The sequence below is a fragment of the Sutcliffiella sp. FSL R7-0096 genome, assembly GCF_038595065.1.
In the GTDB taxonomy this organism is placed as follows: domain Bacteria; phylum Bacillota; class Bacilli; order Bacillales; family Bacillaceae_I; genus Sutcliffiella_A.
In genome coordinates this window covers 3,352,134-3,366,848 of the sequence record NZ_CP152003.1, presented here as the reverse complement: position 1 = coordinate 3,366,848, position 14,715 = coordinate 3,352,134, and the positions used below count along the sequence as shown (strand labels likewise).

The 14,715-nt window shown below is 43.8% G+C and carries 10 protein-coding genes; 9 read left to right on the top strand and 1 reads right to left on the bottom strand.

What is annotated here, in order from left to right:
- Positions 1-64: 64 nt before the first annotated feature.
- The 7 genes from secDF (at position 65) to dtd (ending at position 10,123) form a co-directional block, all read left to right on the top strand.
- Positions 65-2,320: a protein translocase subunit SecDF gene (gene secDF, locus MKY77_RS17270; protein ID WP_339147020.1), complete on the top strand. Its 2,256-nt coding sequence runs from the start codon at positions 65-67 to the stop codon at positions 2,318-2,320.
- Positions 2,321-2,430: 110 nt separating this feature from the next.
- Entirely contained in the window at positions 2,431-3,321 is an 891-nt protein-coding gene (locus MKY77_RS17265; RefSeq protein WP_339147019.1) for a cation diffusion facilitator family transporter, read from the top strand.
- 23 nt (positions 3,322-3,344) lie between these two features.
- Positions 3,345-3,668, top strand: a complete 324-nt coding sequence (locus tag MKY77_RS17260) for a lipopolysaccharide assembly protein LapA domain-containing protein (RefSeq protein ID WP_339147018.1) — start codon at positions 3,345-3,347, stop codon at positions 3,666-3,668.
- Positions 3,669-3,870: 202 nt separating this feature from the next.
- On the top strand, positions 3,871-6,216 hold the full coding sequence (gene recJ / locus MKY77_RS17255) for a single-stranded-DNA-specific exonuclease RecJ (RefSeq protein ID WP_339147017.1): 2,346 nt from the start codon (positions 3,871-3,873) through the stop codon (positions 6,214-6,216).
- Positions 6,217-6,230: 14 nt separating this feature from the next.
- The gene (locus MKY77_RS17250; RefSeq protein ID WP_060665151.1) at positions 6,231-6,743 is read left to right on the top strand and encodes an adenine phosphoribosyltransferase; all 513 of its coding nucleotides are present in this window, start codon (positions 6,231-6,233) and stop codon (positions 6,741-6,743) included.
- Positions 6,744-7,468: 725 nt separating this feature from the next.
- On the top strand, positions 7,469-9,667 hold the full coding sequence (locus tag MKY77_RS17245; RefSeq protein WP_339147016.1) for a bifunctional (p)ppGpp synthetase/guanosine-3',5'-bis(diphosphate) 3'-pyrophosphohydrolase: 2,199 nt from the start codon (positions 7,469-7,471) through the stop codon (positions 9,665-9,667).
- A 15-nt stretch (positions 9,668-9,682) separates the two neighbouring features.
- A complete protein-coding gene (gene dtd, locus MKY77_RS17240; protein ID WP_339147015.1) occupies positions 9,683-10,123 on the top strand; it encodes a D-aminoacyl-tRNA deacylase in 441 nt (146 codons plus the stop codon).
- A 495-nt stretch (positions 10,124-10,618) separates the two neighbouring features.
- Here the strand turns inward: dtd and MKY77_RS17235 are convergent, their stop codons facing one another.
- Complete coding sequence (locus MKY77_RS17235; RefSeq protein WP_339147014.1) at positions 10,619-12,394, bottom strand: SH3 domain-containing protein; 1,776 nt, start codon at positions 12,392-12,394, stop codon at positions 10,619-10,621.
- Positions 12,395-12,527: 133 nt separating this feature from the next.
- Here MKY77_RS17235 and MKY77_RS17230 point away from each other — a divergent pair, with 133 nt between their 5' ends.
- Positions 12,528-12,704, top strand: coding sequence for an RNA polymerase subunit sigma-70 (locus MKY77_RS17230; protein ID WP_237663687.1), 177 nt, complete (start codon positions 12,528-12,530; stop codon positions 12,702-12,704).
- Between the two features lie 730 nt (positions 12,705-13,434).
- On the top strand, positions 13,435-14,715 hold the full coding sequence (gene hisS, locus MKY77_RS17225) for a histidine--tRNA ligase (RefSeq protein ID WP_339147013.1): 1,281 nt from the start codon (positions 13,435-13,437) through the stop codon (positions 14,713-14,715).

Sequence of the window (14,715 nt, the reverse complement as noted above, 5' to 3'; positions counted from 1 at the left end):
GCCACTTGTCCATACTACAATTTCATTTCATCGATTGTAAGAGCAGAAGGAGGATTTTTTACGCATGGTCAAAAGAGGACGGATCGTTGCATTCTTTTTACTTCTTATTTTAATCGGAAGCACAATAGGAGTGTTTACGAACCTAATTACAAAAGACATTAAACTTGGCCTTGACCTTCAAGGAGGATTTGAAGTTCTTTATGAGGTTACGCCAATCAATGAAGATAGTGAAATTAACAGGGATGTTTTACTAAGCACCGTCAGCGCGTTAAATAAACGTGTCAATGTGCTTGGAGTAAGCGAACCGAATATCCAGATTGAGGGAGAGGACAGGATCCGCGTTCAGCTTGCCGGGGTGGATGATCAGTCAAGGGCTCGGGAACTGTTATCGACAGAAGCCAAGCTGACCTTCCGGGACGTTGATGACAATCTCTTGATGGATGGGTCTTCCTTGGCGGAAAACGGTGCTTCTCAATCGTTCGATCCAAATAACCGTCCAAGTGTGGCACTGACATTGAAAGATGCTACTGAGTTTGCCGAAGTGACGCGTCAAGTCCGTGACATGGGTATTGGTACCGGTCGTAACCTGATGGTTATCTGGCTGGATTTTGAAGAAGGCGTCGATTCCTATGAAGCAGAAGCGGGGAAGGCTGATCCCAAGTACCTTTCAGCTGCAGGCGTAGATCGAGTTTTCAATGATACGAATGTACAGATTACAGGTAACTTTTCCATTGAAGAGGCAAAGGAGCTTGCGGAGTTGCTTAATGCCGGTTCCCTTCCTGTAGAGTTGGAAGAGATCTACTCCACTTCTGTTGGAGCAAAATTCGGAGAAACAGCACTTCAGAAAACAGTTCTTGCTGGGATGATCGGTATTAGTGCCATCCTGCTGTTCATGCTTGTAGCATACCGTTTGCCTGGATTAGTAGCTGTTTTGACATTGAGTGCTTATATTTTCTTAATTCTATTAGTGTTTGAGTTGATGAATGGTGTCCTTACCCTTCCAGGAATTGCGGCCCTAATTTTAGGAGTGGGGATGGCGGTAGATGCCAATATCATCACATATGAACGGATCAAAGAGGAGTTAAAGCTTGGAAGGTCGGCGATGTCCGCATTCCGTGCAGGAAACCGCAACTCGTTGTCTACCATTTTGGATGCAAACATTACAACGTTACTTGCAGCAGGTGTCATGTTTGTCTATGGGACAAGTTCTGTAAAAGGGTTTGCTACCATGTTGATTGTGAGTATCTTGTTAAGCTTCCTAACGGCGGTACTTGGTACAAGATTATTGCTCGGCTTATGGGTAAGCAGCAGGTTTATGAACAATAAACCACATCTATTCGGTGTGAAAAAAGAAGACATGCTGGATATTAACAAGACAGATGAGAACACAGAGCCACCAAATCGTTTCTCCAATTGGGACTTTGTAAAGCATCGCAAAAAGTTCTTTCTTTTCTCAGGAGCGATGATTGTAGTTGGAATCATTCTTCTCGCAGCTTTCCGTTTGAACCTGGGTATTGATTTTGCAAGTGGAACGCGTGTAGAAATCATGAGTGACAACCGTTTGACAGCTGAAGAAATTACAGATGAGCTTGCCTCCATTGACTATGAGCCAAAAGATGTTGTCTTGGCTGGTACGAATAATGAAATAGCAGTTGCCCGTTATGTGGATGACTTCACCCAAACGGAAATTGCGGAAATCAAGCAATTTATTGAAGGAAAGTACGGATCAGAACCAAGTGTCAGCACGGTATCTCCTACCGTAGGACAGGAGCTCGCCCGGAACGCATTCTTTGCGGTTTTAATCGCGGCTATCGGGATTATCATTTATGTGACTATCCGATTTGAATGGCTCTTTGCAGTAGCGGCGATTGTGGCATTGTTCCATGATGCATTCTTTATTGTTGCATTCTTCAGCCTCGTTCGCTTGGAGGTTGATATCACCTTCATTGCAGCTGTCTTGACCATTGTCGGGTATTCAATAAATGATACAATCGTCACCTTTGACAGGATACGAGAAAACCTGAAGCGTAAAAAGCGTGTCAAAACCTTTGATGACCTTTCAGAAGTGGTCAACCGCAGCCTACAGCAGACATTCGTCCGCTCCATCAATACAGTGGGGACAGTACTGATTGCAGTTATCGCATTGTTGATTTTTGGAAGTGAGTCTATCACAAACTTCTCTGTTGCGTTATTGGTAGGATTAGTCGTTGGTACGTACTCTTCCTTGTTCATCGCAGCGCAGTTATGGTTGATTTGGAAGCACAAGCAGTTGAGTAAACCGAAAAAGGCACCGGTTGAAGATCCGGAACCTGAGGTATAATTAAGACGTCGCAAAGCATATGGTTGCTTTGCGACGTTTTTTTATTTTTTTCCGAGATTCTGCTTCAATTCGGGTACAATAGGAGAAGAGATTAGAAAGAGGTGTGCGGTATGGACCATAATGAACGTTTTAAAAAAGCAGAGTTTGCCGCATTGATAGGTGTGGTCGGAAACATCATCTTGGCAATTTTGAAAGGATGGGTCGGGGTGGTGGCCAACAGTCGCGCGCTTGTTGCGGATGCTGTGCATTCTGCTTCTGATGTGGCAGGGTCAATGGCTGTATACATAGGGCTCAAAGCGGCAAAACAACCTCCAGATGAGGATCATCCATATGGTCATGGGAAGGCTGAAAATATTGCCGCAATCATCGTTGCGGTGCTTTTGCTCATTGTAGGGTTTGAAATTGGCAAATCTTCGTTCCAAGCCTTCTTTGAACCGATTGAAGCGCCAAAAGCCTTAGCAATCTATGCGGTGGTCATTTCCATCATTGTCAAAGAGGCGATGTTTCGATATAAGTATAATTTGGGAAAAAGAATTAAGAGTGATGCGATTATCGTCAATGCGTATGAACATCGTTCAGATGTATTTTCTTCCATCGCTGCCTTAATCGGGATCGCCGGAGCGGTACTTGGCGGTTATATTGGAGTAGACTGGCTTGTCTATCTTGATCCGGTTGCGGGAATTGTCGTTGCGCTTCTTATTATTAAAATATCTTGGCAGTTGGGTTCAGAATCCATCCATAACACGATGGATCATGTGATGCATGAAGAGGATACAGAGGAGTTCCGTGAGGTTGTCGTGACGGTACCAGGCGTCATGAAGCTTGACAGTCTGCACGCAAGAGAGCATGGCCATTATGTCATCATCGATCTGAAAATATCTGTAGACCCTTATATTACAGTGGAAGATGGCCATCTAATAGGCAAACAGGTAAAGGCCAAATTGATGGAAAACAAAGAGGTGCAGGATGTTTTCGTGCACATCAATCCATACTCTGAATAGTAAGAAGTAGAGGGGGGAGGAACATGAAAACTCAATGGTATTTACTGGCAGGAGTGTTGTTCACGATTGTGGTGGCCATTTTCGCCGTGCTTAATGTAGCTCCTGTTGAAGTGAATTTCCTTTTTGGTACAGCCGAATGGCCCTTGGTACTCGTGATTTTATTTTCCACACTGATGGGAATCGTGATTGCCGGATCCATTGGAATCTACCAGGTGATCATGGTGAAGCGGAGGCTGCAACATAAGCAGCATGCAGGTGAAACAACAAAAAAGACAGCAGAAGCAAAGGAAACAGAAGCTATTGAGAGTAAAAATGAAACGGTAGGAGAGAGACGCAGGTCCAGGTGATGGGCCTGTTTTTTTTTTTTTTTTACGGTACGAAACCACTTTTTGCGGTCCAGATCTTAGTGCGGTACCAGACCCCTGCAAAGTGAATTTTATGAATTTAGAGTATCTGTTTTAGGGGTCAGGTACCTGTGGGTTATTTTAAACTTTATTGAAGCTACAATCAGTCTCTAGTATAATTAGGAAAGCTAAGGGAGGAATTAGTTTGTTAGCTTCTAAATCAAGATGGAATGTGAAAGAACCAAAGAGAGAACAAGTCGAACAATTAATTGAATCAATGAATATTGCCCCACTTATTGCTTCCCTTTTAGTAAACAGGGGGCTTGACACAATAGACGCAGCAAAGGAATTTTTATATACAGATGACCAGGATTTTCACGACCCTTTTCTTATGGAGGATATGGACAAACTTGTTCAACGGGTTAACCAAGCAATGGAAGATAGCGAAAAGATCCTTGTATTTGGGGACTATGATGCCGATGGAGTCAGCAGCACGACTGTGATGGTTACTGCTCTTCGTGAAATCGGGGCGCTCGTTGACTTTTATATTCCAAATCGCTTCACAGAAGGATACGGACCAAACGAAAATGCTTTCCGACAGGCAAAGGAAAACGGTTATTCCGTCATTATAACGGTTGATACCGGGATATCAGCTCTACATGAAGCAAAGATTGCAAAAGAGCTGAACATCGACCTTATTATCACTGACCACCATGAACCTGGACCAGTGCTACCTGATGCTTACGCTATCATCCACCCGAAAAAGGAAACCTGCACCTATCCATTTGATGACCTTGCTGGAGTGGGAGTTGCTTACAAAGTTGCTCATGCGCTTTTAGGGAAAAATCCTGAGCACCTATTGGAAGTGGCTGCAATAGGTACTATAGCCGACCTTGTACCATTGGTAGGTGAAAATCGATTACTTGCATCAAAAGGAATCAAAAAGATGAAGCAGACGACAAGAGTAGGACTAAAAGCACTTCTGCAAAAATGTGGAGTGGAACTGCATACGATTACAGAGGAGACAGTCGGATTTTCCATCGGCCCAAGAATCAATGCTGTGGGTCGCTTGGACAATGCAGATCCGGCTGTGCACCTTCTAATGACGGATGATGTAGAAGAAGCAAAAATGCTTGCCGAGGAAATGGAAACGTATAATAAAGAGCGACAGCAGATTGTCACCCAGATTACAGAAGAAGCAATCAAGCAGGTAGAAGAGAAGTATCCTCCACAAGAAAACAGTTTTATTATCGTAGAGGGTAATAACTGGAATGCAGGAGTGATCGGTATTGTGGCATCACGCCTTGTCGACCGATTCTACAGACCGACCATCGTACTGAGCCTTGACGAGGAAAAAGGGCTGGCGAAGGGGTCGGCACGTTCCATTATAGGGTTTGACCTCTTTGAAAACCTTTCGGAATGCCGAGATATCCTCCCTCATTTTGGTGGACATCCAATGGCTGCCGGAATGACATTAAAAATAGCGGATGTAGAAGAGCTTCGTCAAAGAATGAATCAAAAAGCGGCTGCTATCTTAACGGAAGAGGATTATACCCCAATCACCGAAGTGGATATGGAATGCAAGGTGGAAGAGGTTACACTCGAGACGATTGAGCAATTGGAACTGCTTTCACCATTCGGTGTGAATAATCCGAAACCTAAAGTTCTCGTCAAAGGTGTGCTTCCACAGCAGATCCGCCAGATTGGCAATAAAAGCAACCACTTGAAACTTGTCATTGAACAGGAAGGAAGCTCCCTAGATTGTGTGGGGTTCGGTTTCGGCGAAATCTATCATCACGTCTCTCCAGGAGCATCACTTGATGTGCTTGGGGAATTGTCTATAAATGAATGGAATAACTTTAGAAAGCCTCAGATATTTTTAAAGGATATCAGGGTGACAGATTGGCAGCTATTTGATATCCGTTCTATTAAACAGCTTAACCAGACATTAGCAGGTATAGATAAAGAGAAACTTCATATCCTATATTTCAATGAAAGGACGTTGGATGACGTGATGCTCCAAGCGGAACTTCGTCCGTTTGCCACCCATATAAATGGAGAAACCACACCGGACATAACCGGGAAGTTCGTAGTCATTTTGGATATCCCGGCTGAGAAATCATTGCTTTCCAATCTGTTGGAAAAAGCTGAGCCTGAGAGAATCTATGCCTCGTTCTATCAAAAAGAGAATCATTTTTTCTCCACCATCCCAACAAGGGAGCACTTCAAATGGTTCTATGCCCTATTATCAAAAAAAGGGTCGTTTGATTTGAGCAAGCATGCTGAAGATATTGCCAAACATCGTGGATGGTCAAAAGAAACGGTAGATTTTATATCACAGGTGTTTTTTGACTTAGAATTTGTTACAATAGACAAGGGTTTTATCGCATTAAACCATGCAGCGAAAAAACGGGACTTTGAAGAGTCTCCCACTTATCGTAAAAAGCAACAGCAAGTGATGCTTGAAAACTTGTTTTTATATTCATCATATAAACAATTGAAAGCGTGGTTTGATCAGCATCTAACCAAGCAATGCACTGTTCATTCATAGGAGGAAAATAGAAGATGGATTTAAAGAAATTCGTAACAATCGTTCCTGATTGGCCAAAACCTGGAATTCAGTTCAAGGATATAACAACGTTGATGGATAATGGCGATGCATACCGTTATGCAACAGACCAAATCGTTGAATATGCTCGTGATAAAGAAGTAGATTTAATTGTTGGACCGGAAGCACGTGGATTTATCATCGGTTGTCCGGTTGCGTATTCTCTTGGAGTTGGTTTTGCGCCGGTTCGTAAAGAAGGAAAACTTCCACGTGAAGTAGCACGTGTGGAATACGGATTGGAGTACGGGAAAGATGTACTGACCATCCATAAGGATGCAATCAAACCAGGACAACGTGTATTGATCACGGACGACCTTCTTGCGACAGGCGGAACGATTGAAGCGACAATCAAGCTTGTAGAAGAGCTTGGAGGAGTGGTTGCAGGAATCGCCTTCCTCATTGAGTTATCCTACCTGGATGGCCGTGACAAGTTGGACGGATTTGATATCCTCACATTGATGAAGTACTAAGGAAGTAACGAAAAGAACTAGAGCAACGTGATTGCTCTGGTTCTTTTGTATATATGGATGAAAAATACCCAGTACTATTTTTTGGTAGGCTCTTTTCTCAAGGATTGTTGCTATTACCAGTAAAAAGTCGGCAAATGGAATTTTTACTGCCTACTTACCGATAATATGCAGGTAGTGATTTTCAGTACCACAGGGAAAAGAGCACGACAGTAATGAATATAACGGTTGATTCAATAGTACGAAAAACAACAAAGTTTACGAAAACCTTCTTTTGGTATAATCAATATGATGAAATAATAGGTGAAAAGGCTTCTTTTTTTAGAAAAGTATTTTTTTTACACTAATTCCTGAAAAATCTGTCGACAAATCTTTATTTTTCCCTCATAATCTCTTTACATCTACATAAAATTTCACGATAATAAAAACAATATACTTATTTGTTATATCCAAGTAAAGAACGAAAGAATCTTGACCATAATGATAAAATTAACAAGACTACCATAGCGCATGCGTTTTTTAATAGTTTTTTTGATAAATCACTCTGTTAAAGATGCTCAACGAGTTTTATAGCTGTTGATTGAAGCAGAGGGCGTAGACTCCCTCGGGAGGTAGTGCTTAGGGGAGGCTCCGCAAGCGCCCCGCGGCAAGCGAAGCCCGTTGCGGAAATCAACGGCGGTGTTAAACAGAGCCAAATAAAAAAAGAAGTCAAAAAGGTGAGTAGAAATATGGCAAATGAGCAAGTATTAACTGCAGACCAGGTGATAGATAATGCAAGGCGCTATCTAAAGGATGAGGACATCGCCTTTTTGGAAAGAGCGTATGAGTTTGCCAAAAACGCTCATGCAGAACAATATCGAAAATCCGGTGAGCCTTATATCATACATCCAATACAGGTCGCAGGAATCCTTGTGGACCTTGATCTAGATCCATCCACCATTGCGGCTGGGTTTCTTCATGATGTTGTAGAGGATACGTCCGTTTCTCTTGAAGAGATCAAGGAAGCCTTCAATGCCGAAGTGGCAATGCTTGTGGACGGTGTAACAAAGCTTGGTAAAATCAAGTATAAGTCCCAAGAGGAACAACAAGCGGAAAATCACCGTAAAATGTTCGTGGCAATGGCTCAGGATATCCGTGTCATTTTGATCAAACTTGCTGACCGTCTTCATAATATGAGGACCTTGAAGCATCTTCCACAAGAAAAGCAACGCCGTATCTCTAACGAAACCCTTGAAATATTTGCACCACTTGCCCACCGTTTGGGGATCAGTAAAATCAAGTGGGAGCTAGAGGATACTGCTTTAAGATATTTAAATCCACAGCAATATTACCGTATCGTCAACCTGATGAAACGAAAACGTGCAGAACGCGAGCAATATATTTCCGAAGTAATGAATGAAGTAAACGACCGTCTAGAAGAAGTGGAAATCACCGCAGAGCTGTCTGGACGTCCGAAGCATATTTATAGTATCTATCGTAAAATGGCTAAACAAAACAAGCAGTTTAGCGAAATTTACGATTTATTAGCCGTGCGCATCATCGTTAACAGTATCAAAGACTGTTATGCGGTTCTTGGAATCATCCATACATGTTGGAAACCGATGCCTGGCCGCTTCAAAGATTATATTGCCATGCCAAAGCCTAATATGTACCAGTCCCTGCATACAACTGTGATCGGACCAAAGGGAGACCCGTTAGAAGTGCAGATCCGCACAAGCGATATGCATCAGATCGCAGAGTACGGGATTGCTGCGCACTGGGCGTACAAAGAAGACAAAGAAGCTGATGACCGCGCTTCCTTTGAAGAGAAGTTAACATGGTTCCGTGAAATCTTGGAGTGGCAAAATGACGCTACCAATGCGGAAGAATTCATGGAATCACTGAAAATTGATCTATTCTCGGATATGGTTTTTGTATTTACACCTAAAGGGGATGTCATCGAACTTCCTTCCGGATCTGTACCAATCGACTTTTCCTATCGTATTCATTCGGAAATCGGGAATAAAACAATAGGTGCGAAAGTGAATGGTAAAATGGTGACCCTGGATTATAAATTAAAAACAGGGGACATCATCGAAATCCTGACGTCCAAGCATTCCTATGGACCGAGTCAGGACTGGTTGAAGCTTGCACAAACCTCCCAGGCCAAAAACAGGATCCGACAGTTTTTCAAAAAGCAACGCCGTGAAGAAAATGTAGAAAAGGGCCGCGATTTAGTTGAAAAAGAAATCAAAGGAATGGACTTTGATCTGAAGGAAATCCTGAATGCCGAAAATATCAACCGCGTTTCGGAAAAATTCAACTTCATGTCGGCGGAAGACATGTTTGCTGCAGTTGGGTATAACGGAATCACCGCTCTTCAAGTGGCAAACCGTCTGACAGAAAAACAGCGACGACAGCGTGACAAGGAACAACAGATTACAGATATTACCGAAAATGCCGAGAAGAAGAAAACAGCGCCGGTAAAGAAGAGAAAAGACGCAGGTGTCGTCGTTCAAGGAATCGACAGCTTGCTTGTCCGACTTTCAAAGTGCTGTAATCCTGTTCCAGGAGATGACATCGTTGGCTTCATCACAAGAGGCCGTGGCGTTTCCGTCCACCGTGCTGACTGTGCGAACGTGGAAGCAGAGGGGACAAACGACCGCCTCATTGATGTAGACTGGGAAAGTGATGTTAAAGATAATCGCGAATACAACGTAGAAATTGAAATTACAGGTTACGACCGCCGCGGATTATTGAATGAGGTGCTACAGGCTGTAAATGAGACGAAAACCGATATTACCGCGGTGTCAGGCCGTTCGGACCGGAACAAGATGGCGACCATCCATATGGCCATTGCCATTCATAATATCAACCATCTTCAAAAAGTGGTGGATCGGATCAAACAGATTTCCGATATTTATGCGGTTCGTCGAATAATGCAGTAAGAGAGGTTTATTGATATGAGAGTGGTTTTACAGAGAGCGAAAAAAGCAGAAGTTCGTGTCGGTGGTGAGGTCGTCGGGAAAATCGATCGTGGATTGATGCTTCTCGTTGGCGTTACACATGAGGATTCCCCTGAAGATGCAGCCTATGTTGCCGAAAAGGTGGCCAACCTGCGTATTTTCGAGGATGATCAAGACAAGATGAATCTGTCCTTGCTGGATGTGGATGGGCAGGTCCTTTCCGTATCCCAGTTCACCTTATATGGAGACTGCCGCAAAGGGCGCCGTCCCAACTTCATGGAGGCAGCCAAGCCAGACCATGCAGAAACCATCTATGAAGCGTTTAACGAAGCGTTGCGCAATAAAGGCGTGACAGTGGAAACCGGCCAGTTCGGTGCGATGATGGACGTGGATTTTGTAAATGATGGACCGGTGACGTTGATTGTGGAGAGTAAATGATTTGATTTGTGAAGCTGGTTGCACGCCTTTATCTGGAGGTGTGTGGCCGGCTTTTTTTGTGGGAAATTGTGGGGTGTTTCTGTATGTGGGTGTGGGGGGAGTCTTCTCTTGGTGGTCAAATTGTACCATTGTCACAATAATGGCTGGAAAAGTCACAATAACCTCCTCAAAAGTCACAATAACCAACTAAATTGTCACAATAACCAATTTCCGACTGCCATTAACAACAAAAGAGGACCTCAGATAGGTCCTCTCAGACTGTTGACAAGTTCTAATCATCTTTAGTGTTGCATTTTCTTGTTGATCTTCGTTCCAGGAGCTTCGCTTATCTACAGGGCGGCCCGTAAGTCTCCTCACTCCGTTGCGGGGTCTTACCTGTCCCTTCCTCCCGCTGGAGTCTACGCGCCTTCCACTACGATCAACATGGTTATTACATATTTCTTTTAGATTATACTTTGTCTACACACTGAGAGGACCTCAAATAGGTCCTCTTAATCAGTTCCCCCTAAAATATTGTGCCAATCCCTGGTAGATGGCAGTGGAAGCTCTCTCTTGAAAATCCCCGGAGATTACCGTTAATTCCTCTCCACGGTTGCTAATATAACCTAATTCCAAAAGCAAGGAGGGTTGCATGCTTTCTCTCAATACCAGGTAGTTCTCCTGGCGAACGCTACGGTCACGCAGGTTCGTAAACTGGATGAGAGAAGAATGCACACTGTCCGCGAGCGTTTTATCGGAATGACTATAGTAGAAGGTGGTGGTGCCTGTGACGCTACTATCATCGATGCTATCATAATGCACGCTGATAAAAGCATCTGCACGATGATAATTGGCCATTTGAGGCCTTGCCAGAAGTGGGACGGATGTGTCGTGCTGCCTTGTCATGTACACGGTCGCTCCGGCAGCTCTTAACTTATCCTGCAACAGCAAGGAGGTTCTAAGCGTTAAATCCTTCTCTAGTGTTCCTTGTACACCTATCGCTCCAACATCTCTGCCGCCATGCCCAGGATCGATTACAATCACCTTGCTTGACAGGTATTGTTCTGCACCAGCCCTAGCAATATTAGGCGTGCTTCCTTTTGTGGCGACAATCCAACCGGCAACATATGCTTCTGAGCCATCTTTTAGCTTTATTTTATACCAGTTGTCTTCTACGCCGACAATCGAAAATTCCTCCCCTTCATTTGCCCGCAGAACTACGTTGGCATTAGTGGAAGGCGCATTTCGAATATTGGTGCCATCGTCAACGATCACGATTGTCCCTTCATTGCTTGTGGAAGGAACAGGATTAGAAACGCCGCTTCGCTCCAGAAACCAGCCTGCGATCCAGCCTGTTTCCCCGTTGCCGTATTCAATTTCACACCAATTGTTTTTTTCGTTGATAATCGTTACTGCAGTTCCTTGCGAAAGCTGCTCCAATACTTTTCCATTAAGTGATGGTTCACTTCGCACATTCAGTCCGGACACCTTGATGGTTGCACCAGTTTTAGGTGTCTTCCCTCCTTGGCCTCCAGAACTAGATGTTCCAATCGTTGCATAATCCCTGTGAATCCACCCTACTGTGCCATTATAAGAAATGTTCAACCAATCTCCACGAATTGCCAATACATCCACCTGTTGTCCATTAGATAAGGAACCCAGCACCTCACTTTGGGTGGAAGGCTCACTTCGGATGTTCAGTCCGTCTGTTGTAATGATGGCAACCTGCCCATTGGCATCTTCCGCTGGCTCCTCAGGCTGTTCGGCAGTTTCTTCTTTCTTTTTGGCCAGGATGGTAACGTATTCTTTGGCGACCCATCCTTCCACACCGTCAAAATGAACCTTTACCCAGTTTTCATTTTCTTCAAGATATTGGACAGTTGAAGCGGAAGAATGGAGATAGCCGACCACGGAAAAATTAGTACCGGGACCTGACCTCATTCTCAGATCGTCTGTCAGGACTTGTACGGTGGCATCACTTGCCGCCCTTGAAGCGGTAGAACGGGCTCCTTGGCTGCTTTCTGTTACAAGGAATGAGGCAACCCATCCGGCCTTGGTCGAAGATACTTGTATCTTCAGCCATTCCCCTTGGCTGTCCACAACAGGATAGGATTCTCCTCTTTGGACTTTTGAAATGATAACCCCGTCCGCGTCGGGGGTTTCACGGACATTCAATACATCTGTCGCAACCACGACAGTCCTATTGGCCTCTGCTGGTGAAGCATCCATGAAGGAAAAGATGGTAGTAAATAATAATAGTGCAGTAAGAAAAATAGGTAGTTTATGACGCAATACTAGGCCTCCTTAAAGAAAGTTCAAACTTTCTTTTTCTACAAAAGTGGAAAAAATTCCTGCTAAATCTGAAAGAAATAAGCAAAAAAGGGACAGGATAGATACTAGTGTAGCAAAAAAGGAGCGTAAAAAGATGAAATTCAGCGATAAACATAACCGTGCATATGGCAGTAGAGATGTTTTTGGGGTAAGCTTTCATGATTTTATTGAAAAGGAGAAGGATTCCACATACATGGAGCTTGCTTCGGAGTTCGGGATTACCATGCGTGACGTAAAGTCGTTAAAAAAACAATTGAACCGAATTCAATAAAGCCTTGACAACTAGAATTGAAAGTATATATACTAGCAAGTATCTTACATAACAAACAGTCGCGTTAATGGACTAAAATGTAGGCTCTTTTCACAGAGATTGTTGTAATTACCTAGTAAAAAGTCGGCTTTTGGACTTTTTACCGCTTTTTATACTAAATATGGAGTGCCTCATTGCTTGCATGGTAAGGAAAAGAGCACGACAGTACTAAGTATTACGAGGCGTTACTAAATACGAAATAGCAACAAAATTTACGAAATAGCCAAAATATATGATACCGATGATGGAGAACAGTAGTTGGGAACCACATGGAAAGAGAAGAAATGCCCTGGGCTGAAAGCATTTCCCCTTGATGACTCAATGAATGAACACTCCGTAGGATCCGCTCTGAAAAAGCATTGCCAGTCAGTTGCATGGTTGTTTTAACTTGCTGCAGACAGCACAAATTGCTTTACTAGGAGATGGACGTTGCAGGCGTTAACTGCTTGAGTGGAAGTAACCGAAGGCACAAAAGATATTTGAAATGCCTTCAAACTTCAATTAGGGTGGCACCACGGGATATATAACTCCCGTCCCTTGTTTAGAAAATAAACAAGGGACGGGAGTTTTTTGTATTGATAAAAGAAAAATTCTTTAATGGTGTAACGTATTAACGGAGAGAGGGTTAGACCCTCTTTACCACTTTAAATAACGAAAAGGGGTCTGACCCCCTTTAAAGGAGGAACCGCGAATGGCAATTCAGATACCGCGTGGTACGCAGGATATTTTACCTGGTACGGTGGAGAAGTGGCAGTATATTGAGGCGAAGGCGAAGGAGATTTGTGAGCTTTATAATTATAAGGAGATTAGGACGCCGATCTTTGAGAGCACGGAGTTGTTCTTGAGAGGGGTTGGGGATACAACGGATGTGGTGCAGAAGGAGATGTACACCTTTGAAGACAGAGGTGGCAGAAGCCTGACACTTCGTCCGGAGGGAACGGCTTCAGTGGCGCGTTCTTATGTAAACAACAAAATGTTCGGTTCGCCGACACAACCGACAAAGCTTTACTACATCGGCCAGATGTTCCGATACGAGCGCCCACAGGCGGGCCGTTTCCGCCAGTTCGTCCAATTCGGAATAGAGGCACTCGGAAGTGATGATCCCTCCATTGATGCAGAAGTAATTGCTTTAGCAGTGGAATTATACAAAAGCTTAGGTCTTAACAACTTGAAGGTGGTCATCAACAGCTTGGGTGACAAAGAAAGCAGACAAGCACACAGGGATGCGCTGATTAATCATTTTCAACCGAGAATCAACGAATTTTGTGGCGATTGCCAGGGACGTCTGGAGAAGAATCCTCTTAGAATCCTTGATTGCAAGAAAGACCGCGATCACGAGTTGATGGCAACTGCGCCATCCATCCTTGATTACTTGAACGAGGAATCCAAGGTTTATTTTGACAAAGTGGTAGCTTACCTTTCCGCACTAGGCATTCAATATGAAATTGATCCGAACTTGGTGCGCGGACTTGATTACTATTACCACACAGCATTTGAAATCATGAGCACATCCGAAGGTTTTGGTGCCATCACGACTCTATGTGGTGGGGGACGATACAATGGATTGGTCCAAGAAATCGGCGGACCGGAAACACCTGGTATCGGATTTGCACTCAGCATCGAGCGCCTCATTTCAGCAATGGAAGCGGAAAATGTGAAGTTCCCGTTTGAAGATTCTATCGACTGCTATGTTGTTGCACTGGGAGACAAAGCGAAGGAAACAGCAGTGAAACTACTATTCGATTTAAGAAAAGCAGGAATTGTCGCGGAAAAAGACTATCAGGACAAAAAACTTAAAGCGCAATTCAAAGCGGCCGACCGCCTCCAAGCGAAATACACCATCGTCTTTGGGGATGATGAACTGGATAAAGGTGTTGTCTCCATAAAAGAAATGGAAACAGGTGAGCAACAGGAAGTTTCTTTTAAAGAAGCAGTTGCATACATCGCAGAAAAGAAAAGTAGGGAGAGATAA